The sequence below is a fragment of the Priestia sp. BR_2 genome, assembly GCF_041954005.1.
Classification (GTDB): domain Bacteria; phylum Bacillota; class Bacilli; order Paenibacillales; family Paenibacillaceae; genus Paenibacillus_AQ; species Paenibacillus_AQ lautus_A.
The window spans coordinates 175,165-201,394 of sequence record NZ_JAVFHM010000305.1 but is presented as its reverse complement, the minus strand read 5'-3'; the positions used below and the strand labels follow the sequence as shown (position 1 = coordinate 201,394).

General features: G+C 52.7%; 24 protein-coding genes and 2 riboswitches. Of the genes, 17 read left to right on the top strand and 7 right to left on the bottom strand.

The window, feature by feature from the left end:
* Positions 1-591 precede the first annotated feature (591 nt).
* Together RB298_RS26535 and RB298_RS26530 are read left to right on the top strand one after the other, a co-directional pair.
* Entirely contained in the window at positions 592-870 is a 279-nt protein-coding gene (locus RB298_RS26535) for a permease prefix domain 1-containing protein (protein WP_404563691.1), read from the top strand.
* Positions 777-1,910 carry an FtsW/RodA/SpoVE family cell cycle protein gene (locus tag RB298_RS26530; RefSeq protein WP_404563690.1) on the top strand — a complete coding sequence of 378 codons (1,134 nt, stop codon included), beginning with the start codon at positions 777-779 and terminating at the stop codon, positions 1,908-1,910. The genes RB298_RS26535 and RB298_RS26530 overlap by 94 nt, the downstream gene beginning before the upstream one ends.
* 133 nt (positions 1,911-2,043) lie before the next feature.
* On the opposite strand, the gene RB298_RS26525 is transcribed toward RB298_RS26530, so the two are convergent.
* From RB298_RS26525 to nikC, 4 genes are all read right to left on the bottom strand, one after another.
* The gene (locus RB298_RS26525) at positions 2,044-3,048 is read right to left on the bottom strand and encodes an ABC transporter ATP-binding protein (RefSeq protein WP_404563689.1); all 1,005 of its coding nucleotides are present in this window, start codon (positions 3,046-3,048) and stop codon (positions 2,044-2,046) included.
* Positions 3,045-4,058: an ABC transporter ATP-binding protein gene (locus RB298_RS26520; RefSeq protein ID WP_096774801.1), complete on the bottom strand. Its 1,014-nt coding sequence runs from the start codon at positions 4,056-4,058 to the stop codon at positions 3,045-3,047. The genes RB298_RS26525 and RB298_RS26520 overlap by 4 nt, the downstream gene beginning before the upstream one ends.
* Before the next feature lie 911 nt (positions 4,059-4,969).
* Entirely contained in the window at positions 4,970-5,893 is a 924-nt protein-coding gene (locus RB298_RS26515) for an ABC transporter permease (RefSeq protein ID WP_096774800.1), read from the bottom strand.
* Positions 5,894-5,912: 19 nt separating this feature from the next.
* The gene (gene nikC / locus RB298_RS26510) at positions 5,913-6,809 is read right to left on the bottom strand and encodes a nickel transporter permease (protein ID WP_096774799.1); all 897 of its coding nucleotides are present in this window, start codon (positions 6,807-6,809) and stop codon (positions 5,913-5,915) included.
* A gap of 160 nt (positions 6,810-6,969) precedes the next feature.
* On the opposite strand from nikC, the gene RB298_RS26505 reads away from it, so the two are divergent.
* The 4 genes from RB298_RS26505 (at position 6,970) to RB298_RS26490 (ending at position 10,665) form a co-directional block, all read left to right on the top strand.
* Positions 6,970-8,619 carry a glutathione ABC transporter substrate-binding protein gene (locus RB298_RS26505; RefSeq protein ID WP_486049331.1) on the top strand — a complete coding sequence of 550 codons (1,650 nt, stop codon included), beginning with the start codon at positions 6,970-6,972 and terminating at the stop codon, positions 8,617-8,619.
* Between the two features lie 289 nt (positions 8,620-8,908).
* Complete coding sequence (locus RB298_RS26500) at positions 8,909-9,241, top strand: ArsR/SmtB family transcription factor (protein ID WP_249732835.1); 333 nt, start codon at positions 8,909-8,911, stop codon at positions 9,239-9,241.
* A gap of 76 nt (positions 9,242-9,317) precedes the next feature.
* Positions 9,318-9,860: an SRPBCC family protein gene (locus tag RB298_RS26495; RefSeq protein ID WP_486049329.1), complete on the top strand. Its 543-nt coding sequence runs from the start codon at positions 9,318-9,320 to the stop codon at positions 9,858-9,860.
* Complete coding sequence (locus tag RB298_RS26490; RefSeq protein WP_486049327.1) at positions 9,841-10,665, top strand: alpha/beta fold hydrolase; 825 nt, start codon at positions 9,841-9,843, stop codon at positions 10,663-10,665. The genes RB298_RS26495 and RB298_RS26490 overlap by 20 nt, the downstream gene beginning before the upstream one ends.
* 73 nt (positions 10,666-10,738) lie before the next feature.
* Here RB298_RS26490 and RB298_RS26485 read toward each other — a convergent pair whose 3' ends face one another.
* Complete coding sequence (locus tag RB298_RS26485; protein ID WP_096774794.1) at positions 10,739-11,596, bottom strand: LysR family transcriptional regulator; 858 nt, start codon at positions 11,594-11,596, stop codon at positions 10,739-10,741.
* A gap of 125 nt (positions 11,597-11,721) precedes the next feature.
* Between RB298_RS26485 and RB298_RS26480 the strand changes: the two genes are divergently transcribed.
* From RB298_RS26480 to RB298_RS26450, 7 genes are all read left to right on the top strand, one after another.
* Positions 11,722-12,633 (top strand): DMT family transporter, encoded by a 912-nt coding sequence (locus tag RB298_RS26480; protein WP_486049325.1) that lies wholly within the window; start codon positions 11,722-11,724, stop codon positions 12,631-12,633.
* Positions 12,634-12,865: 232 nt separating this feature from the next.
* Positions 12,866-13,825, top strand: a complete 960-nt coding sequence (locus RB298_RS26475; protein ID WP_012818640.1) for a LacI family DNA-binding transcriptional regulator — start codon at positions 12,866-12,868, stop codon at positions 13,823-13,825.
* 164 nt (positions 13,826-13,989) lie between these two features.
* On the top strand, positions 13,990-15,252 hold the full coding sequence (locus RB298_RS26470) for an ABC transporter substrate-binding protein (protein ID WP_375121268.1): 1,263 nt from the start codon (positions 13,990-13,992) through the stop codon (positions 15,250-15,252).
* 168 nt (positions 15,253-15,420) lie between these two features.
* Positions 15,421-16,296: a carbohydrate ABC transporter permease gene (locus RB298_RS26465; protein ID WP_012818642.1), complete on the top strand. Its 876-nt coding sequence runs from the start codon at positions 15,421-15,423 to the stop codon at positions 16,294-16,296.
* Positions 16,296-17,132, top strand: coding sequence for a carbohydrate ABC transporter permease (locus RB298_RS26460; protein ID WP_009595886.1), 837 nt, complete (start codon positions 16,296-16,298; stop codon positions 17,130-17,132). Before RB298_RS26465 ends, RB298_RS26460 begins: the two co-directional genes overlap by 1 nt.
* Positions 17,129-17,890, top strand: a complete 762-nt coding sequence (locus RB298_RS26455) for a polysaccharide deacetylase family protein (RefSeq protein ID WP_192569956.1) — start codon at positions 17,129-17,131, stop codon at positions 17,888-17,890. Before RB298_RS26460 ends, RB298_RS26455 begins: the two co-directional genes overlap by 4 nt.
* 51 nt (positions 17,891-17,941) lie before the next feature.
* Positions 17,942-19,375 (top strand): serine hydrolase domain-containing protein, encoded by a 1,434-nt coding sequence (locus tag RB298_RS26450; RefSeq protein WP_486049321.1) that lies wholly within the window; start codon positions 17,942-17,944, stop codon positions 19,373-19,375.
* Between the two features lie 68 nt (positions 19,376-19,443).
* Here RB298_RS26450 and pruA read toward each other — a convergent pair whose 3' ends face one another.
* Complete coding sequence (gene pruA, locus RB298_RS26445) at positions 19,444-20,991, bottom strand: L-glutamate gamma-semialdehyde dehydrogenase (RefSeq protein ID WP_486049320.1); 1,548 nt, start codon at positions 20,989-20,991, stop codon at positions 19,444-19,446.
* Between the two features lie 198 nt (positions 20,992-21,189).
* Between pruA and RB298_RS26440 the strand changes: the two genes are divergently transcribed.
* Positions 21,190-22,110 (top strand): proline dehydrogenase family protein, encoded by a 921-nt coding sequence (locus RB298_RS26440; RefSeq protein WP_452516482.1) that lies wholly within the window; start codon positions 21,190-21,192, stop codon positions 22,108-22,110.
* A gap of 149 nt (positions 22,111-22,259) precedes the next feature.
* Here RB298_RS26440 and RB298_RS26435 read toward each other — a convergent pair whose 3' ends face one another.
* Positions 22,260-22,724 carry a hypothetical protein gene (locus RB298_RS26435; RefSeq protein WP_213580028.1) on the bottom strand — a complete coding sequence of 155 codons (465 nt, stop codon included), beginning with the start codon at positions 22,722-22,724 and terminating at the stop codon, positions 22,260-22,262.
* 136 nt (positions 22,725-22,860) lie between these two features.
* Positions 22,861-23,033, bottom strand: a riboswitch (cyclic di-AMP (ydaO/yuaA leader).
* A 539-nt stretch (positions 23,034-23,572) separates the two neighbouring features.
* Positions 23,573-23,741, top strand: a riboswitch (cyclic di-AMP (ydaO/yuaA leader).
* A 129-nt stretch (positions 23,742-23,870) separates the two neighbouring features.
* Here RB298_RS26435 and RB298_RS26430 point away from each other — a divergent pair.
* The 3 genes from RB298_RS26430 (at position 23,871) to kdpA (ending at position 26,217) form a co-directional block, all read left to right on the top strand.
* Entirely contained in the window at positions 23,871-24,281 is a 411-nt protein-coding gene (locus tag RB298_RS26430) for a hypothetical protein (RefSeq protein ID WP_090910188.1), read from the top strand.
* A 152-nt stretch (positions 24,282-24,433) separates the two neighbouring features.
* Positions 24,434-24,508, top strand: a complete 75-nt coding sequence (locus RB298_RS26425) for a potassium-transporting ATPase subunit F (RefSeq protein ID WP_009595876.1) — start codon at positions 24,434-24,436, stop codon at positions 24,506-24,508.
* A 29-nt stretch (positions 24,509-24,537) separates the two neighbouring features.
* Positions 24,538-26,217, top strand: coding sequence for a potassium-transporting ATPase subunit KdpA (gene kdpA, locus RB298_RS26420; protein WP_192569951.1), 1,680 nt, complete (start codon positions 24,538-24,540; stop codon positions 26,215-26,217).
* Positions 26,218-26,230: the final 13 nt, after the last annotated feature.

Sequence of the window (26,230 nt, the reverse complement as noted above, 5' to 3'; positions counted from 1 at the left end):
TGTCATCATTGCAGTATTGTTGTGTATCGTCAAGGTATACTGATATTACAACGGGAAAAATATGGGGACCGGCGTACGAGTGGTCATGGGACTGCGCCTTCTTATGTGATGTCTGGTTGGACGGGGAGGGTGCCCCATTGTTGGCTCTGACTTTCCTTGTATCCCGTATGGCGGCGTCAACAACATGCTGGATTTAGTCATAGTCGGCCTGCTTCTCTCCATTTACGGACGCAAAAACATGATACCAAGCGAGGTGGGAGAAGCGGCTCCAATGAAGGTAGCTTAGTGGAGGGTCAATATCTATTTTAATCCGACAGACTTATCGAATAACACCTGCTGTTTTTAACTTACATGATGACCAGATAACTCTCTTCGTATTGGATTGGGAGGTACGGGATTCAATAAACCACGGATGTTCATCCGAGGTTTGATTGAGCACCGTATCGATCTTGAGGAGTTATCTTTTTTTATCATAAAAAATTATATAAATATTCATTTTTAAACTAATAACCCCTATTTATATTTGAGCCTATGCCGTCGAAATTTATGGAATTCAAACGATAACTTACATTCTGGTCAAGGAGGAACCGCATGCGGCAAATGGAGGGAAATATAGTTGTCCGGCAATTTTTGGACCGTGTGTGCAAGCAAGTGCGCACGAGGCAAATGCATCCCGAGATTCGAGAGGAGCTGTTGGGGCATATTGAGGATCGGGCCGAACTGTTGATGCTGGAGGGACTTCCTGAAGAGATCGCTGTGCAGGAAGCGGTGAAAAAATGGGGGATCCGGGGGATATCGGCAAAAACCTGCATATGGCTCATCGGCCACAGTTGGATTGGAAGCTGCTCGCTATGCTGGCTCTGTTTTTAATCATTGGACTGGTTGGCATGTTGAGTGTTTATTACGGGGATGTAAGGTATTCCGTTAGTCTTATAGAGAGGAAGTTGTTTTACTTCGGAATCGGAGTTTTATTACTGATAGGCTTTTATTTTCTGGATTATCGAAAGCTAAAGAAATACGCGGCCCCTGTGTTTTTCTTTATCGTTATTTTAATGGCCGTTTCATTGGTCTATGGGCAACTGCACAATATGAGAACTGCCTATATTAACATAGGTCACATTGGAGTCAATATCATCACTTTTTCCTTGATACCGCTTCTGCTTGCTTTGGCAGGGATGAAGCCTGCCAGCCAATGGGGACGGTTGGAGACGTTATTGAACATCCTCTATAGAGGAGTACTCCCTGTAGTCCTCTATAGCATGAGCAGCTCTATTATATACACGTACATCTATGTCATCGGGTTCCTGGTTTTGATATGGAGAACAAGTAACAGCATGAAGCAATTCGTTATGATCGCCGCGCTGCCTCTTGCAGTACTACTTAGCTTTCTCTTCACTCAGATGGATCATTTACTGTTTCGGTGGAGAGAATTTATGAATCCTTCTGCAAATGAAATGTGGTATATGGGGAATAACGCCGATGCTATCCAAACAGCAGGCTGGTTAGGAAAAGGTTTTGGTCAAGCCACACCGAAGATCCCATATGTCCTTTATGATAACGTATTTCCATACCTCATCTATTGCTTCGGCTGGTTGTTCGGGGTTGTGGTTGGCGTACTGATTCTGCTGTTCCTCGTTAGACTATGGAATATTTATACGGTTCACAAGGATCCTTATGCGAAGCATATCGCTGCATTACTCATCGTTGTCTTTGGATTTCGGCTGCTATGGCCGCTGCTCATGGGGCTCGGCATACTTCCAAGGGTTACATTGGATCCACCCTTCTTCTCTTACAGCGGGATGAACCAAATCCTGGACATGGCGGCAGTCGGCCTGCTTCTCTCCATTTACAGACGCAAAAACATGATCCCAAGCGAGGTGGGAGAAGCGGCTCCGATGAAGGTAGCTTAGTGAAGGTCGCTGAAGATCATTCTTCGATTTCGGTTAGCAGGCTAAAATTTATTAAAAGAAAAAGCGAGATCTTGGGCTCTCGCTTTTTTCTCGTTTATAGAGAAGCGTCATCATTCGTTCGGTGGCGTATAAGCTACACCTTCTCCAACGTACCGGCCGCGATCTCTTCAATATAGTGGCAGGCCGCCTGATGGCCTCTCTGCTCTTCGACTTCCCGAAGTAACGGCGCCTCGGATCGGCAGCGATCCGTGGCATACATGCAGCGGGTATGAAACCGGCAGCCGGAAGGCGGGTTGATCGGGGACGGAACATCCCCCTTGAGAATGATTCGTTCCTTTTTGCGCTTGGGATCCATTGTGGGAATGGCCGATAACAAAGCGCGGGTGTAGGGATGCTGCGGCCGCCGGAAGAGGGAGTGTTTATCCGCGATTTCCACGATCGTCCCCAGATACATCACGATAATTCGGTCCGAAATATGCCGGACGACCCCAAGATCATGAGAGATGAACAGATAGGTCAGCTTGAATTCGGTTTGCAGCGATTTCATCAGATTGAGTACCTGTGCCTGGATGGACACGTCGAGCGCGGAGACCGCTTCGTCACTGATGATCAGCTTGGGGTTCACGGACAAGGCACGGGCGATCCCGATTCGCTGCCTTTGTCCGCCACTGAATTCATGAGGGTACCGATTGGCTTGATAGGCCGCCAGGCCGACCGTTTCCAAAAGCTCAATGGCACGGGACCGACGATCCTTCTTTGGCACGACATTTTGGATGTCCATCGCTTCTTCGAGTACTTGGAGGGCTGTTTTTCTGGGATTAAGCGAAGCGTAGGGGTCCTGAAAAATCATCTGCAGGTCTTTACGCCTTCGGGTCATCTGCGCTTTGTTCAGGGTGAGCAGATCGGTTCCCTCGAACAGCACCTCGCCGGAGGTCGGTTCGTCCAGTCTCAGAATAGCCCGGCCCGTGGTTGATTTACCGCAGCCGGATTCACCCACGATACTGACCGTTTCCCCCTCGTGCACAGAGAACGAAATGTCATCCACGGCTTTGACGACGTTGACGGTACGGCCCAGGATGCCGCCTTTGATCGGAAAATACTGCTTGAGGTTTTTGACGGTTAACAGCTCTTTGCTCATGACAGAACGTTCACCTCGCTTTCCGGTTCCCACTGATCGGTGTATTTCCAGCACCTGACTTGTTGGTTATCATCCAGTACCTGAAGCTCCGGCAGTTTGTCGTAACACAGCTTGGCTGCATGGGGGCAGCGTGGGGCGAAGCGGCAGCCTTCCTGCGGATCATAGGGGCTCGGAACCGAGCCCTTAATCGGCTCGAGTTTTTCCTTATCGATATCATGCCGCGGCAGCGAGTTCATTAGGCCGATGGTGTAGGGGTGCTTCGGATGCTTGAACAGGGTCCGCACATCGGAATATTCCACCACCTTTCCGCAGTACATGACCGCCACGTCATCGCAGGTTTCCGCGACGATGCCCAGGTCATGGGTGATAAAAATAATCGACATCTGCAGCTTCCGCTGCAGCTCCTTCATCAGCTCCAAAATTTGAGCCTGAATGGTCACATCGAGCGCCGTGGTCGGCTCGTCTGCAATGAGCAGATCCGGATTGCATGCCAGCGCCATGGCAATCATGACACGTTGGCGCATACCCCCGGACAGCTGAAAAGGGTACTGCCGGACTCTTTTTTCCGGGGAGGGGATGCCGACCAGCCTCAACATCTCGACGGCTTTGTCCATGGCTTGTTTTTTACTCAGATTTTCATGGATTTGATAGGCCTCCGCGATCTGGTCGCCGACGGTGAAGACCGGATTGAGCGAAGTCATCGGCTCCTGGAAGATCATCGAGATTTGATTGCCCCGGATTTTCCGCATCTGCCGGTCCGATTGTTTGAGCAGATTCTCGCCGTTATACAGGATTTCGCCTCCGACGATTCGCCCCGGATCAAAGATCAGCCGCAGGATGGACAGGGACAGTATGCTTTTTCCTGAACCGGATTCGCCCACGATCCCGAGCGTCCTCCCCTTGCGTACGGTTAGGCTGATATCATCCACGGCTTTCACTTCGCCCAGTTCGGTAAAAAAAGAGGTGCGCAGGTTCTTGATCGTCAGCAGATTTGATGCGTGCTCTTCCATCTGTCGTAGCTCCCTTCGCTTTCAATTGGTCTGACTGTATTTGCGATTATGAGGACTCTGGTTCCGCTATTTTTAATTTTCCGCTTTTGTGTGCATGGACTGAAAACGGCTCAGTTGGCCGCTTTAGCGTAGTTGAGGACTCTGGTTCCGCTATTTCATTAAATTCCGCCTTTTAGCAGCAGGCTGAGGACACCAGATCCGTTATTGCGAGATATTTCATGATTAATCCGGGATTTCAGGCGTATTAACGGATCGTGTGTCCGCGTGGACTCGAAAATAGGTCGATTATCGGCAAATAGCGGATCGTGTGTCCGGACGGGCTCCCCAAATGGCTCGATTAGCAGATCGTAAGTGCGCACGGGCTACCCAACGGCTCAATTACAGTAATTAGTGGGTTGAATGTCCGCATGAATTCGAAAAATAGGTCGGTTATCAGCATATAGCGGATGGTGTGTCCGGATGGGCTCCCCAAACGGATCAATTACAGTGATTAGTGGGTTGAATGTTCCGCAGTGGCCCGTAGCTTCTGTAATCTCGGGTGTGCATGGACTTAAAATGAACTCAGTTGGCCGCATTAGCGTAGTTGAGGACTCTGGTTCCGCTATTTCTTGATTTTTCGCCTATAAGCAGCAGGTTGAGGACACCAGATCCGCTATTGCGAGATATTCCGGGATTAATCCGTGATCTTGGGTACATTAACGGATCGTGTGTCCGCGTGGATTCGAAAATAGGTGGATTATCGGCAAATAGCGGATCGTGTGTCCGGACGGGCTCCCCAAACGGCTCGATTACAGTAATCAGCGGTTTATAATATAAGTCCGCAATGGGCCCCAAACAGCTCGATGTTCGGCAGACAGTGAATCCCGCCGTGTCCGCCTACACTCAACCCGCGATCGACGAAAAATCGCCAATCAATCGAAATCAATGCGCTTGTTGAAGTACCGGTAGGAGATGTCCACGAGCAGATTCACGAGTACAAACATGATCGAGAGTACAAGCACGGTTGCCTGTACGACCGGGAAATCCCGCGCCCGGATCGAGTCGATGACGTACCGTCCCATGCCGTTCACGGCAAATACGGACTCGGTCAGCACCGCCCCGCCCAGCAGGCCTCCGAATTCCAGGCCGATGACGGTAATGACGGGAATCATGGCATTTTTCAAGGCATGCCGGTAGATGATGACGCGCTCCCGGACGCCCTTCGCTTGGGCGGTACGGATGTAGTCCTGGCCGATGACCTCCAGCATGCTGGACCGGGTCATTCGGGCAATAATCGCGGCGCCCCCGGTCCCGAGCGTGATCACGGGCAGGACGGTTTGCGACCACGTGCCCCAGCCGGAGGGACGGAACCAGCCCAGATCCACGGCAAAATATTGGATCAGCATGAGCCCCAGCCAGAAATTCGGCATCGACAGCCCGAACAGGGCGATGAACATGACGCCGATATCGGCGGGGGAGCTTTTTTTGACGGCGGAGATGATGCCGGCCAGAATGCCGAGAAATACGGCCAGGATCGTTGAGTACACGGCAAGCTCAATGGTGATCCAGAACCGGCTTTTGAAAATTTCATCGGCGATGGGGCGGCTGCTGCGGATCGAATCTCCCAAATCCCCCTGAAGCAAGCCGCTCACGTAGTTCCAATACTGAAGCGGCAGCGGATCGTTCAATCCGAGGTTCTCGCGGATCTTCTCGACCTGCTCCTTAGGCGCCCCTTCCCCGATAATGACCTGCGCCGCATCTCCCGGAATGAGGTGCATCAGCAGGAAGACAACGATGGTCACGCCAATGACGACAGGTATCGTTTGAATCAGCCTTCGAATGGAATAGATGAGCATGGCCCGGCAGCTCCCTTCATTATTTTTTCATTTTCGGGTCAAGGACATCCCGCAAGCCGTCACCCAGCAGATTAAATGCGATGACAACGAACACGATCGACAAGCCGGGAAACAGGGCCACATGAGGGTGGTCCATGATATAGTTGCGCCCATCATTCAGCATGGCTCCCCACTCCGGCGTGGGCGGCTGCGCGCCAAGACCGAGGAAGGACAGGCCGCTGGCGGTCAGGATCGCTACCGCAATCCGCAGCGTCGCCTGCACGATGATAGGGGATGTGATATTCGGCAAAATATGCCCGAAGATGATTCGGCCGTCGCTGGCGCCCAGCGAACGCATGGCATCAACATATTCGAGCTTACGGACGGCCAGCGTGGAGCCCCGAACGACTCTGGCAAAGGTAGGGATCGAAAAAATACTGACGGCAATGATCACGTTGAACAGGTTTTTTCCAAGGACGCTGACAACCGCCAATGCCAGCAGAATGCCGGGAAACGCCAGCATGACATCGGTCACTCTCATAATGAGCGCATCCCATTTACCTCCGTAATAGCCCGAGATGATTCCGAGCACGACACCAAAGGCTGCACCGATGATCACCGAGATAAAGCCGACCGAGAGCGTGAGACGCATGCCATGAATAATCCGCGTGAAAATATCTCGACCGTTGTGGTCCGTACCAAACCAATGGTCGGCGGACGGCTTCAGCAGTTTCGTAGAATAATCCACTTTGGTCGGATCATACTGGGTGAGCAGGGGGCCGAAAATCGCGATAAGGATCATCAGCAGGAGAAAATAGCCCCCGAATAAGGCCGCTTTGTTCTTCTTCAGACGGTGGTAGAAAGATTTCCATTGTACAAGGCGGGTTCCACTAGGGAGCGATTCTGGTGTTCTGGCATCAGCGGTCATGTTAGGCACGTGAAATCATCCTTTCTCCAAGTATGGATGTCAGAATTGGTGTCGTATAAACGTGAGGTAAATCTGGCTTCTTCTGGTATAAATATCAAATAGTAAAATATATGTTAACTGTGTATAAAATATTTTCCTATTTTGATTGAGAAGGGGGAGTTTGTTTCACATGACAGGTAATAGAAGATTCAAATGGCTTGTCTGCATTCTGGTCATGCTTACCGTACTGCTGTCGGCGTGCGGCAGTCCAAGCAAGAGCAGTAACCCGGAAACGCCGCCAAGCGGCACCAATACGCCGGCACCTGAACCGGGGGCTAAAGATCCTCCCGAAGGAACAACCGACACCGGTGCGAATGAGCTTGTGATTGCCTGGCTTTCTGATCCGCCATCCATGGACCCTCATATGTCGACGGACCAGCAAACGAGCGTAATGACAACGCATATTTATAACACGTTGGTGATTCATGATAAGGATCTGAATATTCAACCGGGGCTCGCCGAGAGCTGGAAGGCAATCGATGAATTGACCTGGGAATTCAAGCTGAGACAAGGCGTGAAGTTTACGGACGGCTCTCCATTCAATGCAGAGGTGGTCAAAGCCAACATCGACCGTATGCAGGATCCGGAGGTTGCTTCTCCGCGCGCTTCGCTTGTGGGCATGATTAAAGAGGTTAAAGTCGTTGACGAATATACGGTACAGCTCGTGACCGAGTATGCCTTCTCGCCGCTGCTTGCCCATCTGGCCCACTCTGCGGTCAGCATGGTTAGTGCGGAAGCCATCAAGCTGGATTACGAGAAGCTGAAGGCAGGCGAGAAGGCAGGCGCTTATCTGGCGCAGAACCCTGTTGGCACGGGCGTATTCAAACTAGAGAGCTGGAACCCGGGACAGGAAGTGAAGCTGGTGGCGAACGCCGATTATTGGGGAGATAAAGCGAAGGTTGAACGGGTCACGTTCAAGGTGGTGAGCGAAGAGGGAACGCGGATCGCGGAGCTGGAAACCGGTTATGCGCATATTATCGACCCGGTGTCGCCGAGCAGCATCAGCCGTATCGAGAGTACGGACGGCATGTCCTTGAACCGCCAGGCTTCGCTCAGCTTGTCTTATATCGGATTTAATAACAACAAGGAGCCGTTTAACGATGTGCGGGTGCGGCAAGCCTTGTCGATGGCCATCAATAAGGATGAGATCATCTCGGGCATCTACGAAGGCACGGGCATTCCTGCCGTCGGTCCGCTGGCACCGGACGTGAACGGCTATGATGCTACCGTTAAGCCGATCGAACATAACATCGACAAAGCGAAAGAGCTGTTGAAAGAGGCCGGATACGAGGGTGGCTTCTCAACGACCATCTGGACCAATGACAACCCGGAACGAATTAAGATCGCCGAGTACGTACAATCCAAGTTGAAGGAATTGAACGTCGAAGTCAAAATCGAAGTGGTCGAGTGGGGTGCGTATTTGGCCCAAACCGCAGAAGGCAAGCACGACATGTTTGTTCTCGGCTGGTCCACGGTAACGGCCGATGCCGATTATGGCATGTATGAGTTATTCCATTCCAAGAATGTAGGGGAGCCGGGCAACCGTACCTTCACGAAGGATCCGGAACTGGATGAACTGCTGGATGCCGGGCGTAAAGAGAACGATCCGGAGCAACGCAAGCTCATCTATAAACAGGCGCAGGAGAAGCTGGTTGAGTTAGCGCCGATGCTGTATATCCATCATCAGGAGTATTTAAACGGAGTCAGCAGCAAGGTGGAAGGCTTCTGGCGGCATCCGAACGGCATCATGCAGCTGCACCAAGTGTCCATTCAGCCATAAGGATGTCCTGAAAGCTTTATAGCTTTGAATCGTCATGATATAAAGAGGATTTACAGCAAGAGGGCTCCTATCCGGGGGCCTCTTTTTTGATGTTGTTCGGTGCTGGGACAGGAGATAGGGTTAACCAGCCAATGGTTCATGATCATCCTCGTCGGGCATCCGGATAGATCATACGGCTTGCGAGAGAGGAGAGGAGTTGATGTGCTGTCTTGTTTTTTGATGTCAAAAGCATGTTGAAAAAATATTATATACGTTGACATGTATATACGCATTAGTGTATATTATAGCCATGAATACTTCAGCTATGCAATTAACCCTCTTCACGATCTCGGAGCCGAACCGCTTCAACATTGTTGAACTCTTAAAGCAAGGGTCGAGATCGGTCAGCGACATCGTAGAGGCTTTGGGTATCGGCCAGCCTCAAGTATCCCGCCATCTGCGGATACTGAACGAGGCCGGGCTCGTAAAAGTCCGCAAGAACGCACAGCAGCGCATTTATAGTCTCGAAGCCCAGCCGTTCCAGGAGCTGGACGTCTGGCTCGATTCCTTCAGCCGATTGTGGGAGGAGCGACTCGACAAGTTCGAGGACTATATGAGCGACTTTAACGGAGAGGAGAGTTAAGCCAATTCTTTTACTAGCTCCACAGGAAGATGCGGCTCTGCACGCAGAGCCGATTTCACAGATAGGAGGAATTCACATGGGCAGGAAGACCATCATCACGAAAGACCGGGAGCAGCGGAAGCTGACCGTGGAGCGTGTCGTATCGCTACCTCTGAAGCTGTCCTGGCAGGGATGGACTAAGCCGGAACACATCGAACGCTGGTGGGGACCAAAAAACTGGAATGCCACGGTATATGAGATGGATGTCAGACCGGGCGGCGTATGGCGCTACAGACTGGCTCCCGATGCGACGGGAGAAGGGAAAGAAGCCTTCTGCAAGGCGACTTACTCCGAAGTGGCGGAGTTTTCGAAGCTCGTCTATACGGATACATTTACCGATCAGGACTGGAACCCCTTTGAAGGCAGCGACATGTTGACCTCGGTTACATTCGAAGCAGTCAAGGACGGGACCCGATTAAGCATCATCACCCATTTTGTGAGCGAAGAGCAGCTTGAGGCTGCTGAAGGCATGGGAATGGTGGAAGGATACGCGGATACGCTGGAACGGTTTGAGAACGAAATAAGTTTGTACATAAAGGACAATAAAAGGAGAGATGATCATGAATTACGTGATGTCTAATGACGGTACCCGTATTTTTTATGAAAAGAAAGGGACTGGTCCGGCTGTCATTCTTGTAGCTGCCGCAGCTTCGGATCACAACGACACAACGCGTCTTGGAGAGTTTCTGTCTGAACATATCACCGTCTACAATTATGATCGGCGAGGACGGGGCAGCAGTACGGATGCGGCTCCGTATGCCGTTGAACGTGAGATCGAAGATATCGATGCCCTTATTCAGGAGGCGGGCGGCAGCGCGTATGTATTCGGAAGTTCCTCGGGCGCTGTTCTGGCCCTGGATGCGGCGAGCAGACTTGGCGGCAGTAAAGTTAGTAAACTGTTTCTATATGAGCCGCCGTTTATCATTGACGACAGCCGTGCACCCGTACCGGCGGAATACGTGCAGCGTTTGAATGCGCTGATGGCAGGAAATCGGCGCAGCGAAGCCGTAGAATATTTCATGACAGCCGCGCTGGGGATCCCGGCGGAATATGTAGAATTCATGAAGGCAGATCCTTCTTGGCAGGTCATGGAGGGCATGGCGCATACATTGGCCTATGACGGCATGATTATGGGGAGCACGCAATCCGGTCAACCGCTGCCGACGGATCGCTGGGATGTCGATGTCCCGGTCATGGTGATGACGGGCGAGAACAGCGGAGCCATGTTCCATGGGGCCGCGAGCGCATTGGTCGACTTGCTCCCTCAGTGCGAGCACCGAATGCTGCCTGGTCAGGACCATTCTGCCGTCGTGATGGCGCCGGAAGTGCTGGCTCCCGAGGTGTCGGATTTTCTGTTGCCTTCGGCAAATCGAATTCCGGGATAAGCGTGCTTGGCTCATCAAGAAACCGTGACCCTTAGGGCCACGGTTTCTTTGTTTCCTGTTCCGGTCGAAGTATTTATTCGGTCTTCTCAAACGGCTCAATAAAATGATTAAAGGCGCTGGTGCGAAACAGGTCGCGTCGGAATACAAAATGGACTTTGGAGCTGCGGTAACGCTTGGGAATTTGGAAGGCCTGCAATTTCCCGGCATCCACCCAGTCCTGGACGGAAGAACGCGTTAACAGCGAGATACCCAGCCCGGCGGCCACACCGCCCATGATGGCTTCCAGCGTGCCAAACTCCATAATGTTCATGGGCCCCACATTCTCCTCATGGAGCCATTGCTCCAACCGTTTACGGTGGTAGCAGCCCTTGCCAAAGAACAGCAGCGGTTTGGTGAGCAAATCGCGAAGCGCAGCCTCCGTGGGTTCCGAGATGAGGACAAGCTCCTCGTCAAAGGCCCGGATTTCGTTAAAGTCCGGGTAATCCAGAGGTCCGCTGATAAACGCCCCGTCCAGTTCATATTCGTTCAGGGCTCGGATCAAGTCGGCCCTGTGGCCTGTAATCAATGACAGTTTCACATTAGGGTACCGTCTATGATAATCCAGCATGATACCGGGAAGATGTACCGCCGCTGTGGTTTCCGATGAGCCAATCCGCAGCGGCCCCGACGGTTCTTCCGAAAATTGCGTCGATTTCACGGCCTCGTCAAGCAAACGCGTAATCTGATCGGCATACTTGAGCAGATTACAGCCGGCCGAGGTTAAGGCAACGCCGCGACTGAGCCGATAGAAAAGGGGCGTGTTCAGCTCGGCTTCAAGCTGCCGGATTCTAGCGGTCACGTTCGATTGCACGTAACCCAGGCTTGCGGCAGCCTTGGTTATGTTTCCTTCACGGGCAACGGCCTGGAATATCTTCAGATCCCCACTCTCCACCTTAGCAGCCTCCTTATATCCATCATTCACAGTGATGGTTCGAATCTTATTTAATTATTTTACATGATACGAAGGTCGGAATAAACTGAGGGTACACTTGGTTAAGGAGAGGGGAAATCATTGGCATGAGCAAACCGCGTATGCTGTTTCTGACGATATTTACGATGCTGGTCGCGGGACTAAATTTCCCGATCGGCAAAATTGCGCTGTCCTTCGGTTCCCCATTCGTGCTGCTGGCGATCCGGTTCGTGGGAGCGGGGCTTCTGATGCTGCCCTTCATTGTAAGACGGCCCCATCCCGGGAGCGGCGCTGCCTGGCTGAAGCTGGCCACGATCGGTCTGTTTCAATCGGCACTCGTGATGAGTGGCATCTACCTGAGCATGCAGACCATTTCCTCCGGCAGCTCCTCGGTTTTATCCTCCAGCAACCCGATCTGGTTCATCGTGTTCAGCTTCCTGATTTTCGGTATAAGGTACCGTCTTCTTCAGTGGGCGGGCGTAATCATCGGTTTTGTCGGCGTGTTCATTACGCAAGGCTTGGAGATGCAGATGGAGAGCGGATTCTGGTTTGCGTTGGGCGCGGGGATGGCTTGGGGCATGGCGACGCTGCTAAGTTCCCGTTGGGGCAAGGAGTTTGACGCTTGGGTCATGGCTGCCTATCAGATGCTGATCGGAGGCATCCTCCTGCTCATCGCAAGCCCGCTGCTGGAGCAGCCGCATTTTGTATGGGATGAATCTCAGATCTTGAAGGAGCTCTTTGTTCTGGGCTGGATGATTCTGATGAGCTCGATTGCCCAATTCGTCACTTGGTATTATGTACTGCGCAACAGCGATCCCAATAAAGCCAACGTTTATCTATTCCTCATTCCCGTGTTTGGCGTATTATCCGGATGGCTTATACTGGGCGAGCAGCTGCACTGGTACACTTTGGCTGGCACAGTGTGCATTGGGCTTGGCATTTATCTGGTGAACCGGCCTGGACGAGTGGACGCCACAAAGGATCCATTCATGATCAAGGAGCGGTGCGGTACCGTATAAAGGGCAAGAATTGTAATATAATCGAATTTAGCAGGTCGCGACGATGCCATTCGTGCGGCCTGCTTTTTGCCATGACATGCAAAGGTTTTCTGGCCTGAGCAGGTATCACGATAAGTTATGACAAGGGGAAAATCGAAGAAAAATCTTGTCCCAGCAAAATAAGTAAATTTTATTAAAAATAAATCCATGTTATATTAAATTTACTAACGCCTTTGGAGAGGGGATAGGATTCATGAGTGGTTTGAAGGAAATTGCAAAGCTCGCGGAGGTCTCGGTGTCTACGGTGTCCAACGTGCTGAACGGGCGCAAGAACGTGGGGCGGGAGACGAGGGAGCGGGTGCTGAGGTTATGCTCGGAGCACGGCTATTTTCCGCATAAGTCAACCAAATCCGATAAAAGCAACACGATTATATTCGTCTTCAGCGACTTTGATCGCGATTATTATTTAAAAATCATCAAGGGGATCAGCCATTGCCTCACGGAGAATGGATACGACCTCATCATCTGCACGAATAAATCCAGCACCAATTTTATGCGCAGCAAGTTTGCAAGCGGTACCATAAGCCTCGACCGGAACATGACGGACGAATATTTAGTCTCGGTAGCCACGCCGCAGTTCCCCGTCGTTCTCATGGACCGGATTATCGATAACGAGTATGCCAATACCAAAAGCGTGATCGTGGACAATTACCCCGTGATGTGCGAAATGGTCCAGGCGCTGGTGGATAAACAGTTCAGAACCTTTGGATACATTGGCGGACTGGAGTTTACCCTGGATCATAAGGAACGCTTCGCCGGATTTATGGATACGCTTTCGAAGAATGGCATCGCGTTTGACAGGCGGAATTACTTCCATGGCGATTACAGCGAGGAAAGCGGATATCAGGCGGCCAAGATCCTGATCCTTAGCAACGCATTGCCGGAAGTGCTGGTCTGCGCTAACGACAATATGGCTCTGGGCGCAATCAAAGCTTTGGAGGAGAATGGCATACGGGTGCCGGAGGACATATCGATCACCGGCTTCGATAATTCGGACGCGGCGGCGATGGCCGGCTTGACGACCATTGCGATCCCGCGTTATGAAAGCGGTTATTTGGCGGCGAAGGAGCTGCTCGAGATGATCAAGGGCACGACGGGCAGGGAGCCCTTTAAACTGAATGCCACGATCCAGTGGAGAAAAACGGTGAGATAAACTTTATTTTTACAGCTAGTAAAATATCATAGATTTTACTAGTTTTTTTACTTAGTATTTTTATGAAAACGTGTACATTTTTTATTGACATTCTAGGTAAACCGCCCTATGATGGGTTTGTAAACGTTTTACTTTATAGAGTCCTTGAGGGGGAGGCGTGTCACTTGAAAAAAGTAAAAAAGGTATTGAGCATACTTACGGCAACGGCTTTGGTTGCGACACTCGCGGCCTGCGGCGGTACATCTGACAAAGATTCTGGAGCAGCAGCCGGAGGAGATGGGGGAGATAAGCTGAAGAAGATAACCCTCTTCCAATCGAAAGTCGAAATTACGGAACCTCTTGAAGCCTTGGTTAAAACCTATAAAGAAGAAACCGGCAACGAGGTTGAGGTATGGGGTGCCGCGGGCGATGCTTATTCGCAGCAGCTGGTGGCGAAGCTCAGCAGCAACCAGGGCCCAACGATATTCAGCGTGGCTCCTGGACCCGAGTCCGAGAAGCTGAAGTCCTATTTTTCCGATTTGAGCGGTGAAGAGTATGTTAAGAACATTGCGCCCGACATGGAATTGAAGGTCGAAGATAAGACCGTCGGCGTTCCGTACGGCGTAGAAGGCTTCGGTCTCGTATATAACAAGGATCTGGTGGATCCGGCCAACATGAAGGACCTGGACTCCTTCACCAAGACGCTGGAGCAGCTGAAGGCTGACGGCAAGAACGGTTTGAGCCTGTCCCAGGAGGCTTACTTCCTGATCGGACACATCATCAACACGCCGTTTGCGCTTCAATCCGATCCGCTGGCCTTCATCGACCAGCTGAACAAGGGCGAAGTGAAGATGGCCGACACGAAGGAGTTCCAGGAATGGGCGAAATTCATGGATGCCATCAAGGCCAACACCAAGAATCCGCTGGAAGTGAAATACGATAGCCAGATGGGCGACTTTGCAACGGAAAAAACGGCTATGGTGCATCAGGGCAACTGGAGTTATTCCATGCTTGCGGACTTCGGCGATTTCGGCTCCAAAGTCGGCATGATGCCGTTCCCGCTCGCCGGCAACGATAAGATCGCCGTAGGCGTCGCCAGCTACTGGGTCGTCAACAATCAGGCGGACGCTGAGGAAGTCAAAGCCGCAAACGCTTTCCTGAACTGGCTCTTCACGAGCGAGACGGGCAAGAAGGCCATTGTGGACGATTTCAAATTCATCCCGGCTTTAACGAACATTGAAGCAGGCGATCTGGATCCGTTGTCTCAAGCGGTGCACGAAGCAACCACGAAGGGTGAGACGATCACTTGGGCGCTGAACTACTTCCCATCGGGTATCATCACCAACGATTTGGCTCCGGCTACGCAGGAGTACTTCATGAATCCGGGCATGACAGGCGAGCAGTTCCTGCAGAAACTCGATGAAGTATGGGCGAAAGCATCGAAGTAATCTAATTGAAGCCGAAAGGCAATCATCTGACATCACAATTCCATGAAAACGAAAGCCTAGCCTCAGACGTTCTGATGATGAGCGTTAGGCTTTTGTTTTTTCTAACACGACTTCAAGGTTTGATGCCGCCTTGCGGGAATCATCCGGAACGGAAAGAAGGTATGGATTATGAGCAAAAGAAAGGATAAAGCCTGGTTTGCCCTGTTTACGGTGCCGCTTCTGTTTATTTTCACGACCGTGGTCATCATCCCGTTCATTATCGGGATCGTGTACTCCTTCGTCAATTGGGACGGCATTCCGGCGAATCCGAAAGTATTCGTAGGGTTCGACAATTACGTTCAGCTGTTCCAGGACGACCGATTCCTGTCATCGGCTTGGCATACGGTTCAATTCACGCTGCTCGCGCTGGTATGCGTCAACGTACTGGGACTGGGCTTTGCGCTGCTGGTGACGACAAAGCTCCGCTCGAGAAATGCTGCGCGGACGATGTTTTTCATGCCGAACCTGATCGGCGGCCTGATTCTGGGTTACATCTGGCAGTTTATTTTTACGGATGCGTTCAGCTTCCTGGGCGAGAAGACCGGATTCGACAGCGTGTTCTTTAACTGGCTGCTGCATCCGCAGTTTGCGCTGTATGCGATCGTTGCGGTATTCACCTGGCAGCTGGCAGGTTATACGATGATCATCTACATCGCGGGCATCCAGGGGATTCCGGATGAACTAATGGAAGCGGCGAAGGTCGATGGCGCCAACCTGTGGCAGCGACTGAAGAGCATCGTGTTCCCGCTGTTAATGCCTTCGTTCACGATCTGTCTGTTCCTGACGCTGTCCGGGGCGTTCAAAATCTATGACGTGAACCTGTCGTTGACCAAGGGCGGTCCGAGCAATGCGACGGAGATGTTTGCGATGAATATTTTCAACGAAATTTTCGCTTACGGTAATTATGGATTAGGTCAGGCGAAAGCGATCATCTTCTTCCTGATTGTGGCCGGACTCACGCTGACGCAAGTCATCATCACGAAGAGAAGAGAGGTGCAGATGTAATGAAGAAATCAGGCAAATGGCTGCTCGATATCCTGCTGTTCCTCGCCTCGCTGGTCTTCTTGTCTCCTGTCTTCATCATGCTGATCAACTCCTTTAAGGATCGTGCCGAGCTGTATGAGAATGCGCTTGCGCTGCCTTCTTCCTTCAGCTTTGAGTATTATAAATCCGCGATGGAGAAGATGAATTTCTTCACGGCACTAGGTAACTCGCTGTATGTCACCGTCATCTCGGTGATCATCGTCATCGTGCTCGCCTCCATGACGGCATGGATGCTGGTACGGACGGACAATAAGCTGAGCAAGGTCATTTTCTTCACGTTTGTGGCGACCATGCTGATTCCGTTCCAGACGCTGATGATGCCGCTGATGCAGGTGATGGACTGGATTCGCACCAATCTGCACATTCCGATGCTCAACACCCATGAGGGCTTGATCTATATGAACGTCGGCTTTACGTCCAGTATGGCGGTCTTCCTGTACCACGGGTTCATCAAATCCGTGCCCGTCGCGCTGGAGGAGGCGGCTACGCTTGACGGCTGCTCCAAGCTGGGCGTGTTCTGGCGGATCGTGTTCCCGCTGCTGAAGAACATCAGCGTGACCATCGCGATCCTGAACGTCATCGCGCTGTGGAACGACTATCTGCTTCCATCGCTGACGCTGTCGGACAAAGGGCTGCGGACAATCCCGCTCTCGACCTTCTATTTCTTCGGAGAATTCACGATCGTGTGGAACCAGGCGATGGCCGGCCTGACGCTGACGATCATCCCGGTTGTCATTTTCTACGTTTTCGCGCAGAAATACATTATCAAAGGGATTGCCGCAGGTGCTGTGAAATGAGGCGGATCATTACGAGAGCCGACGATTATGCTTCCAGCCGTTCCGCCAATGCTGCGATTGCCAGGACCGTTGAGGCCGGATTCATCAAAAATGTGTCCATTATGGCGCCCGGTCCTTATCTTGCCGAGGCCGCGCAGCTGCTGGCGCATCGCAAGGACATCTGCTTCGGCTTCCATATGACGCTGAACGCCGAATGGGATAACGTACGCTGGGGACCTGTTGCCGCGAAGGAACAGGTTCCTTCGCTTGTCGATCGGGCCGGGTACTTCTATCAGGACCCGAGCTTGTTTCAACATCATCCGCCTTCGCTGCAGGAGATCCTTATGGAGTGCGAAGCGCAGCTGGATAAACTGACTGCGGCTGGCTTCAACATTTCTTACGCGGATTCCCATATGCTGCCCGAGCGCTTCATTCCCGGGCTGCAAGAGGAGCTGGACCGCTGGATGGAAGCGAAGGGGCTCATCAACCACCGATATTACTACAACTTTTTCCCTGGCGGCGTTCCGGACGGGGCCGAGTCGTTTGAAAGGCTGCTTGGCGGCCTGACGGACGAACAGTACTTCTTCCTGTCCCATCCGGCGCTGTATTCGGAGGAAATGGTGCAGTGCGGCAATGCTCAAGTGGATGGGGAGGAGCTGGCGCGAGGGCGTGATCAGGAGGCCGCTTTCCTTGCTCGGGAGGACTTGAACGAGATTAGCGAACGTTGGGGCTTCCGTGCCGTGCGATATGATGAAGCGGCGCCGATATCTGGTGTATAATGGAAGGGTCATGATGAATTTATCTTGTTATACAGGGAGAGGCGGAATAGGATGAACACGAACACGGTTCGATTATTGCCAAGAAGTACCCCCGAAAACCAAGGAATCTCATCTCAGTCCATCAAACGTTTTATCGGCTCGATTCAGGAGAAGGAGCTTGAGCTGCACAGCTTCATGCTGGTTCGGCACGGGCATTCCGTCGCGGAGGGCTGGTGGAAGCCGTACGACTCGGACAAACCGCATATGCTGTTCTCGCTAAGCAAGAGCTTTACCTCTACCGCGATTGGACTCCTGGTCCAGGAGGGCCGGATTACGCTGGAGGATCGGGTGATCGGCTTTTTCCCGGAAAACAAACCGGAGGATCCGTCCCCGAATCTGTCCGCGATGACGATACGCGACTTGCTGATCATGGGCACGGGACATGCCCAGGAGCCTGCCATCCAGTCCGATATTTGGGTGGATGATTTCTTCAAGCAAGCAGTCGAGCATGAACCTGGAACCCACTTTGTATATAACAGCGCAGCGACGTACATGCTCTCGGCCATTCTGCAGAAGGTCACCGGCATTACGCTGCTGGATTATTTGCAGCCCCGTCTGTTCGAACCGCTCGGCATTCAGGGGGCTGCATGGGAAAGCTGCCCGCAGGGAATCAACACCGGCGGCTGGGGTCTTAAGCTGAAGACCGAGGACATCGCCAAGTTTGGCCAACTCTATCTTCAGAAGGGAGAATGGGATGGCCGGCGCCTGATTCCGGAGGCTTGGATTGAAGAAGCGACCTCCAAGCAGATATCCAACGGACCTGCGGATTCCTCTTCGGACTGGACCGAAGGATACGGCTATCAATTCTGGATGTGCCGCCATGGAGCATACCGCGGCGACGGCGCGTTCGGACAATTCTGCATCGTGATCCCGGAGCAGGATGCGGTCCTGGCGATTACCTCCGGCCTTGGAGATATGCAGGACGTGCTGAATGAGGTATGGGAGCATTTGCTGCCGGCGATGGGAGCAGATCCGCTGCCGGCCGATGCGGACGCGGCCTCATCCCTTGCCGGAACGCTGCAAGCGCTTAAGCTGGATCCGCCAAGCGAGGAGGCTTTATCTCCGATGGAGAAGGACGTATCCGGGATCGTCTATGATCTCGAAGAGAACGAGGAGAAGCTGCATTCGTTCTCCGTCCGGTTTGAAGAGGATGGCGGGGTGATGGAGCTTACGGGGGAACATGGCGTCAACTCGATTGCCCTTGGCCGGAGCGAGTGGAAGTCGGGAACCACGAAGCTGATCATGATGACGGATCAAGCGTATGCTGCCTCCATGACCTGGAAGGATGACCGGACGCTGCAGCTGACCGTCAGGCTGACCGAGACGCCGTTCTACTTAACGACGGAATGCACCTTCAGCGAAGAAGGCATTCATCTTGCCTACTGGATGAACCAATCCTTCGAAGGCAAGGTGGTCCGGGAGATGAAGGGCAAAGCCAGGGCATAATGCCGACAAAACAAGGTACAGTAAAAACCTCTCCATGATCATGGAGAGGTTTTTTTGGCATGCCGTATTCAGAACCGTTCCGACACCACCTTCGGCTGCGTGAACAAGAGCAGGTAGTCGCGGCCGCCGGCTTTGGAATCCGTTCCGGACATATTGAAGCCGCCGAACGGGTGGGTGCCCACCAAGGCGCCGGTGCATTTCCGGTTCAAATACAGGTTGCCGACATGGAAATCGCGCCGTGCCTGCTCCAGATGCGCGCGGTTGTTCGAGATCACCGCGCCGGTCAGCCCATAATCGGTATTATTGGCGAATTGAATCGCTTCGTCGAAGGAGGCTGCCTTTGTGAAGGCCACCACCGGGCCGAAGATTTCCTCCTGGGAAATACGGGCAGTGCTGTCCACATCCGCAAAAATCGTAGGCTGAATGAAATACCCCTCCGGATCGCCCGGAAATCCGCCAAGTACCAGCTTGCCTTCGCTTTTCCCGACTTCGATATAGTCGAGAATTTTACGGTACGCCTTATCGTCGATGACGGGTCCCACCTGAGCCTCGGCATGGGAGGGGCTTCCGATCACCAGCTTCTTGGAGCGCTCGATGACCTTCTGCAGCACGGTATCATAAACGTCCTTATGCACGATGGCTCTGGAGCAGGCGGAGCATTTCTGGCCGGAGAAGCCGAAGGCCGAAGCGGTAATCGCATCCGCAGCAAGGTCCAAATCGGCTTCGTTGTCCACGATGATGGCGTCTTTCCCGCCCATTTCGGCGATGACGCGCTTGATCCATCGCTGCCCCGGCTGCGTTTTGGCCGCACGCTCTTGAATTCGCAGTCCAACGTCGCGAGAACCCGTAAAGCTGACAAACCTGGTCAAAGGGTGATCCACCAAATAGTCGCCCACTTCCTGACCCGGACCAGGCAGGAAGTTAACGACACCCGGAGGCAGGCTGACTTCTTCCAGAAGCTGCACGAATTTGGCGGCTATGACCGGGGTGGTGCTCGCCGGTTTCAGCACAACGGTGTTGCCGGAGACGATGGCCGCCGTAGTCATACCGGCCATAATCGCGAGCGGGAAGTTCCAAGGCGGAATGACGATTCCGACGCCAAGCGGGATGTAATCGAGATGATTCTCTTCCTCCTCGTGGACCGTCAGCGGCTGGGGCGCGCTCAGGCGCTGCATTTCGCGGGCATAGAACTCCATGAAATCGATCGCTTCGGCCGTATCCGCGTCCGCTTCGGCACGCGTCTTGCCGGCTTCGAGGGTCATCAGCGCGGAGAACTCCAGCTTGCGCCGCCGCATGATTGCCGCGGCCTTGAACAGGTAGCGTGCCCGCTCGTTCGCCTCGGTGTGCTTCCACGTCTCAAAAGTACGCGCCGCCGTCTGAATGGCTTGCTCGGCAAGCTCGGTATCCGCTTGGGACACGACGCCGATGACTTGGCGCTTGCGCGACGGATTGACCGACTTTGCGGTACGCTCCGTATGGATTTTGGCACCGCCGATAACCAAGGGGTACGATTGGCCAAGCTCGGCTTCGACCCCGGATAACGCCGCATCGTATAACTTGTTGTTCCACTCGTTGTTGAAGTCCATAAATGGTTCGTTCCGAAAAGGTGCTCGCATGGGGAGGCCCCTCCTTAACATGATATGAATCGAAGCTTCAGGCCAATGGTCCAGCTGCGGATCGTCATGGTGGCATGGTTAGGATCTCCTGGTGAAAACCTCTATTTAAATATGTATGTCTTCCTGCATGCCGTCATGATTTTTGCATATGAGTTAGATAGAGTGCATTTTGGTTTACCTGGCAAAGGGGGCGCGCGCATGGACGGAACCGAGCTGTACCGTAAAGTGATCCTGACGGTGTCCGGCAATAAACTCGTGAAATGGCTGTCGATCAAGTACGGCCGGAAATTGGCTGGCCGATTCATTGCCGGCGATACCTTGGATGAGGCGCTGGACGAAATCGAGAGGCTGAACGCGAAAGGCATTCTCGTTACGCTGGATCATTTGGGGGAGGGCATTACGACGCTGGATGAAGCGGCCGGGTACCGGGAGGAATATTTGAAGCTGGTGGAAGGGATTGCGAGGCGCGAAGTGCAATCGAACGTATCCTTGAAACCGACGCAAATGGGCATGGCCCTGGACCCCGAGAAGGCTTACGAAAACATCAGGTCGGTGGTAAGAAAGGCTAAAGAGCACCGCAACTTCGTTCGCCTGGACATGGAGGATTCGCCGTATACCCAGGCAACCATCGATATGACGCTCCGCCTTCATAAGGAGGGGCTGACCAATGTGGGGACCGTGATGCAGGCCTACTTGTTCCGTACGGAGGAGGACGTGAAGAATCTGTTAAGGGCCGGCGTTAATCTGCGGCTGGTAAAGGGCGCGTACAAAGAGCCGGGAACCATCGCCTTTCAGCAGAAGCGGGAGGTCATTGACAACTACAAGAAATTGGTCAAAATGCATTTCGACCAAGGAGCCTACGTCGCGATTGCCTCGCATGATGACAACATCATCGACTGGGTGAAGGTATTTGCCGAGCAGAGCCGCATAGACAAACAGGACTATGAATTTCAGATGCTGTATGGACTGCGAATGAACGATCAAGCAGCGCTTGCGCAGGACGGCTACCGTATCCGGTGTTATATGCCCTATGGAACGATGTGGTACCCGTATTTCACCCGGAGGTTGGCAGAGAAGCCGGCCAACCTGATGATGGTGCTCAAAAATATGTTCAAGTGAGCGGGATCCGATTGCAGAACCCCGTCAAAATGCCTGATGAAATAAGTGGCTTTTTGACGGGGTTCTTCATGGTTTCAAAAAACATCAGGCTGCTTAGAAGTGCCCGATCCAAAGGAAACGGGTACAGCAGCTCTCTGTAGCTGCTGCCCCTAGAAATGATAATACGCCTCCGAGCAATTCATAAGGAAGGAGCGCTCTAGCGGCAGTCCGCCTAAACGCTCTCGAGTGATGTGCCGATGCAGGTTGATCTCCAGATCGGCGAGGGCCGATACAGCAAGTTGCATCCGTGCGGGTCCCCACTGCTGCTGCTTTCGGGCATAGCGAATGGCCTCAGTCACGGACATGCCTCTCAGCCTTGAGAAGACGGATGCCCAGCGGACCAGGTCCGAAAATTCTCTCTTGCTTGGCAGGGCATATTCGACATATCCTGCCGCGTCTTTGCAGCTGACTTTGAACAAGCCGCAGTTCCAGCCATGATCGCTCCATGGGATAAAGCGTTCGGCCGAGCCCCGGTCGAAACGAAATATCTCCATATGGCGGATAGTCTCTTCACCTAATGCAGGCACTGCGGTTTCGATGACGGGTGTAAGCGCTGCCTCGATGAGTTTCGTCATGATATGATCTACGCTCCTTTATAAGAATGTTATATGCACGGCAAATAGGCCTGGTGAGCAGAGAAACCCCGCTCTCCAGGCCTATTTATGGTTAGAGCCCCAATTCCGGCGGCCGCTATGCCAAAGCTTGGATGGTATTCTCTCTCAACAACGCGCCTACGAGGTTAGCTGACGGATTCGGACTGAGAGCACCCTACCGCTGGGCCCTTCGATCCTAGGCGCAGCGGATTCACCCCATTCACCAATCGAAGACTGGTGACTTTGGTTCCCCCGTCTCCCGGTCTGTCGGGAGCTCGGCGTATCACGTGTTTCGGATAGATGGATGAATCATACGCCGGAGGAAACGAAAAGTAAATGACCGTATGGGACGAATAGATTCCGAAATGTGATGAAAACGGTAAAAGAAAACGCGTACAATCGGCCGTGTCATCTATTATCGTGGCAAAATCTCGGTATCTCGTTGGATTGCGATAAATAAGAGAAAACAAGAGAAATACATAGTATAGAGCAGTATTCGGAAGATAAAGACGAAATACTGCTTGGTTCCTGTTCGACATAACGCTAGATGTGTTTTTGCTCACATTTACATCCTGCGGGGCCGGACGTATGATACGAACTATGAATTGACGGTCATCAACGACCAAGGCATACGGGCAGCCGTTTCATGAAGGTCTAAAGGCAGTGTGAGAGCTGCCCCTAAGCCTTTATGGATCGATGGCGAAGGCACCATGGGCCTTGCTGAGATTTGAAGGTAGAGGCGACTCTCACCGCGTGAACCTCCTGTTGCTGTGCTGTTATGCCCAGTCTGGATGACAAGTCAATGGCTAATAGAATAACATGCTACTCGTTATTAATTTTCGCTGAGTCCTTGAATGGAAAAGGAACGGGGGAACCAGTCGGGAGATGAACCTGATCTCTCTGGGGTGAATCCTGTAGACAAGATAACGGTCTATGGGTAGGGCGACTCTCACGCCCGAATCCGTCAGCTAACCTCGTAAGCGTATCGAGAGAGGCAACGATTGTCGTGGACTTGGGCCACGGTGTATTTCACCGTGTCCTGTAAGAAGCCTGCGGGAAGAGTTCTTCTCTTTCCGCAGGCTTCTTTGTTGTTGCCTTCTCTTTCTGACCTTAGGAGGAGAAACGAAGATGGAGAAACCACAGGAATTCATCCTGGTATCCGCGCCGAACAAGGCCGGGGAGGAATTCGTCCGCCAGCTGATTCACAAACGTGTTCCGTTTGCGGCTATAGCCAACAACCGGGCTGAGCAGCAGAGGCTGCGAGAACTGGGCTGCAAACCCATCATTTTGATTGATACAAGAGACGAGCAGACCTGGATCATTCCCGAGTTTCCCGTCAGCAAGGTGTTTCTGTTCGAAAGCAGCTTGAATCTGTGCTGCCGCTACTTGCGGATCTGCCGGACATGGACCTCGGAGTCGATTTACGTGATCACCCATTCCGGCAATCCGCGCTTGATATACAAAGGGCTGGGTGCCGATGTGGTGCTTCATACGAATCATCATCAGGTGTCCTTTCTGATGGCATCCGTTATGAGCTAAGCGTTTGGACTGACGCCACAAGAGTTAGGGGAGGTTACATTCATGCAGGATTTAGTTATGGTGCTCATTTTGGGAGGAACCTACGGACTGCTCATGCTGTTTATGTCCTGGTGCGGGCGCGTGGTTTCGGAACCGGAGGCTGATCAGCCGTGATGATCATGTTGATATTCACGATTTTTATTTTTCTCTATTTGATTTATGCGCTGATTCACCCTGAAAAATTCTAGGGAAACGGCTGAAGGAGGAAGGCATCGTCATGGGCATTTTACAAATTGCCATCGTTATACTCGTTCTAGTGCTGCTGGTCAAGCCGCTGGGAACTTATCTATATCAGGTGTTTCGTTATGAAAGCAATGGAACGGACAGATGGTTCTCCTGGGCGGAGAAACCGATCTTTGCTCTGATCGGCTTGAAAGAACGCAAGGGGATGACATGGAAAGGATATGCCGTCAGCTTTGTGTTAACGAATATCGTGCTGGTTGCGGCGGGCTACTTGATTCTGCGGCTGCAGAAGGTGCTGCCGCTGAACCCGAACGGCATCGGCCATATGGAACCGACCTTGTCGTTCAATACGATGATCAGCTTCATGACCAATACGAATCTTCAGCATTACAGCGGGGAGTCGGGATTGTCTTATCTGGCCCAGATGGCCGTCATTACGATGATGATGTTTACGTCCGCGGCGACCGGGCTGTGCGTGGCGATTGCTTTTATCCGGGCGGTGACCAGCAAGGGCACGACCGTCGGCAACTTTTTTGAGGACTTCGTTAAGGCGCATACCCGGGTATTCATTCCGGCTGCTTTCATCATTGCGATGGTGCTGGTGGCGCTGCAGGTGCCGCAGACCCTGAAGCCTACGCTCAGCGTCACGACGCTGGAAGGAAGCGAGCAGCAAATAGCGGTGGGTCCGGTGGCTGCGCTCGAATCGATCAAGCATCTGGGCACCAATGGGGGCGGTTTTATGGGGGCCAACTCGGCGCATCCGTTCGAGAACCCGTCCCCGCTGACCAATGTGATCGAGATTCTGTCCATGTGGAGTCTCGGGGCGGCGCTTCCTTACACATTTGGTTTGTTCGCGAAGAGCCGTAAGCAGGGCTGGATCATATTCTCGGTAATGATGACCTTGTTTATCGGCTTCCTGTCCTTGAACTATGCCGCGGAAACCAACGGCAACCCGGCATTAAACCAGCTGGGCATCGACGCCTCGCAAGGCAGCATGGAGGGCAAGGAGGTCCGGTTCGGGATCGCCCAATCCTCCCTGTTTACGACGGTGACAACTGCGGCCACGACCGGGTCGGTCAACAACATGCATGATACGCTCACGCCGCTCGGCGGGATTTCGCCGTTGTCCCTGATGATGCTGAATTCCGTTTTTGGCGGAAAAGGCGTCGGGCTGATGAACATGCTCATGTACGCGATCCTGGCGGTGTTCCTGGCCGGTCTTATGGTTGGCCGTACCCCCGAATTTCTCGGCAGAAAAATCGAGGCCCGGGAGATGAAGCTGATCGCGATTGTCATTCTGGTACACCCATTGATCATCCTTGCTCCGACGGCGCTCGCGCTCATGACGGATGCGGGACAGGCGGGCATTGCCCATTCGGGCTTTCACGGCATCTCGCAGGTGCTTTACGAATACACGTCATCCGCTGCCAATAACGGCTCCGGGTTTGAGGGCCTTGCGGATAACACGCCGTTCTGGAACATCAGCACCGGACTGGTCATGCTGATCGGGCGCTATATTTCGATGATTGCCCTGCTGGCGGTGGGCGGCTCTCTGATGCGGAAGCAGTGGGTTCCCGAGACGCTCGGAACGTTCCGGACAGATAATAAGCTTTTTGCCGGCATTCTCATCGCGGTGGTCCTGATCATCGGTGCCTTGACCTTCCTGCCTGTGCTGGTGCTGGGACCGATTGCCGAGCATCTGACGATTCGTTAAATAGAAAAGGTGG

What these genes read in the sequence shown, in the direction of transcription:
- RB298_RS26535 (WP_404563691.1), top strand. Translation starts at nt 592, where the DNA reads ATGCGGCAAATGGAGGGAAATATAGTTGTCCGGCAATTTTTGGACCGT.
- RB298_RS26530 (WP_404563690.1), top strand. Translation starts at nt 777, where the DNA reads ATGGGGGATCCGGGGGATATCGGCAAAAACCTGCATATGGCTCATCGG.
- RB298_RS26525 (WP_404563689.1), bottom strand. Translation starts at nt 3,048, where the DNA reads ATGAGCAAAGAGCTGTTAACCGTCAAAAACCTCAAGCAGTATTTTCCG.
- RB298_RS26520 (WP_096774801.1), bottom strand. Translation starts at nt 4,058, where the DNA reads ATGGAAGAGCACGCATCAAATCTGCTGACGATCAAGAACCTGCGCACC.
- RB298_RS26515 (WP_096774800.1), bottom strand. Translation starts at nt 5,893, where the DNA reads ATGCTCATCTATTCCATTCGAAGGCTGATTCAAACGATACCTGTCGTC.
- RB298_RS26505 (WP_486049331.1), top strand. Translation starts at nt 6,970, where the DNA reads ATGACAGGTAATAGAAGATTCAAATGGCTTGTCTGCATTCTGGTCATG.
- RB298_RS26500 (WP_249732835.1), top strand. Translation starts at nt 8,909, where the DNA reads ATGAATACTTCAGCTATGCAATTAACCCTCTTCACGATCTCGGAGCCG.
- RB298_RS26495 (WP_486049329.1), top strand. Translation starts at nt 9,318, where the DNA reads ATGGGCAGGAAGACCATCATCACGAAAGACCGGGAGCAGCGGAAGCTG.
- RB298_RS26490 (WP_486049327.1), top strand. Translation starts at nt 9,841, where the DNA reads ATGAATTACGTGATGTCTAATGACGGTACCCGTATTTTTTATGAAAAG.
- RB298_RS26480 (WP_486049325.1), top strand. Translation starts at nt 11,722, where the DNA reads ATGAGCAAACCGCGTATGCTGTTTCTGACGATATTTACGATGCTGGTC.
- RB298_RS26475 (WP_012818640.1), top strand. Translation starts at nt 12,866, where the DNA reads ATGAGTGGTTTGAAGGAAATTGCAAAGCTCGCGGAGGTCTCGGTGTCT.
- RB298_RS26465 (WP_012818642.1), top strand. Translation starts at nt 15,421, where the DNA reads ATGAGCAAAAGAAAGGATAAAGCCTGGTTTGCCCTGTTTACGGTGCCG.
- RB298_RS26460 (WP_009595886.1), top strand. Translation starts at nt 16,296, where the DNA reads ATGAAGAAATCAGGCAAATGGCTGCTCGATATCCTGCTGTTCCTCGCC.
- RB298_RS26455 (WP_192569956.1), top strand. Translation starts at nt 17,129, where the DNA reads ATGAGGCGGATCATTACGAGAGCCGACGATTATGCTTCCAGCCGTTCC.
- RB298_RS26450 (WP_486049321.1), top strand. Translation starts at nt 17,942, where the DNA reads ATGAACACGAACACGGTTCGATTATTGCCAAGAAGTACCCCCGAAAAC.
- pruA (WP_486049320.1), bottom strand. Translation starts at nt 20,991, where the DNA reads ATGCGAGCACCTTTTCGGAACGAACCATTTATGGACTTCAACAACGAG.
- RB298_RS26440 (WP_452516482.1), top strand. Translation starts at nt 21,190, where the DNA reads ATGGACGGAACCGAGCTGTACCGTAAAGTGATCCTGACGGTGTCCGGC.
- RB298_RS26435 (WP_213580028.1), bottom strand. Translation starts at nt 22,724, where the DNA reads ATGACGAAACTCATCGAGGCAGCGCTTACACCCGTCATCGAAACCGCA.
- RB298_RS26430 (WP_090910188.1), top strand. Translation starts at nt 23,871, where the DNA reads ATGGAGAAACCACAGGAATTCATCCTGGTATCCGCGCCGAACAAGGCC.
- kdpA (WP_192569951.1), top strand. Translation starts at nt 24,538, where the DNA reads ATGGGCATTTTACAAATTGCCATCGTTATACTCGTTCTAGTGCTGCTG.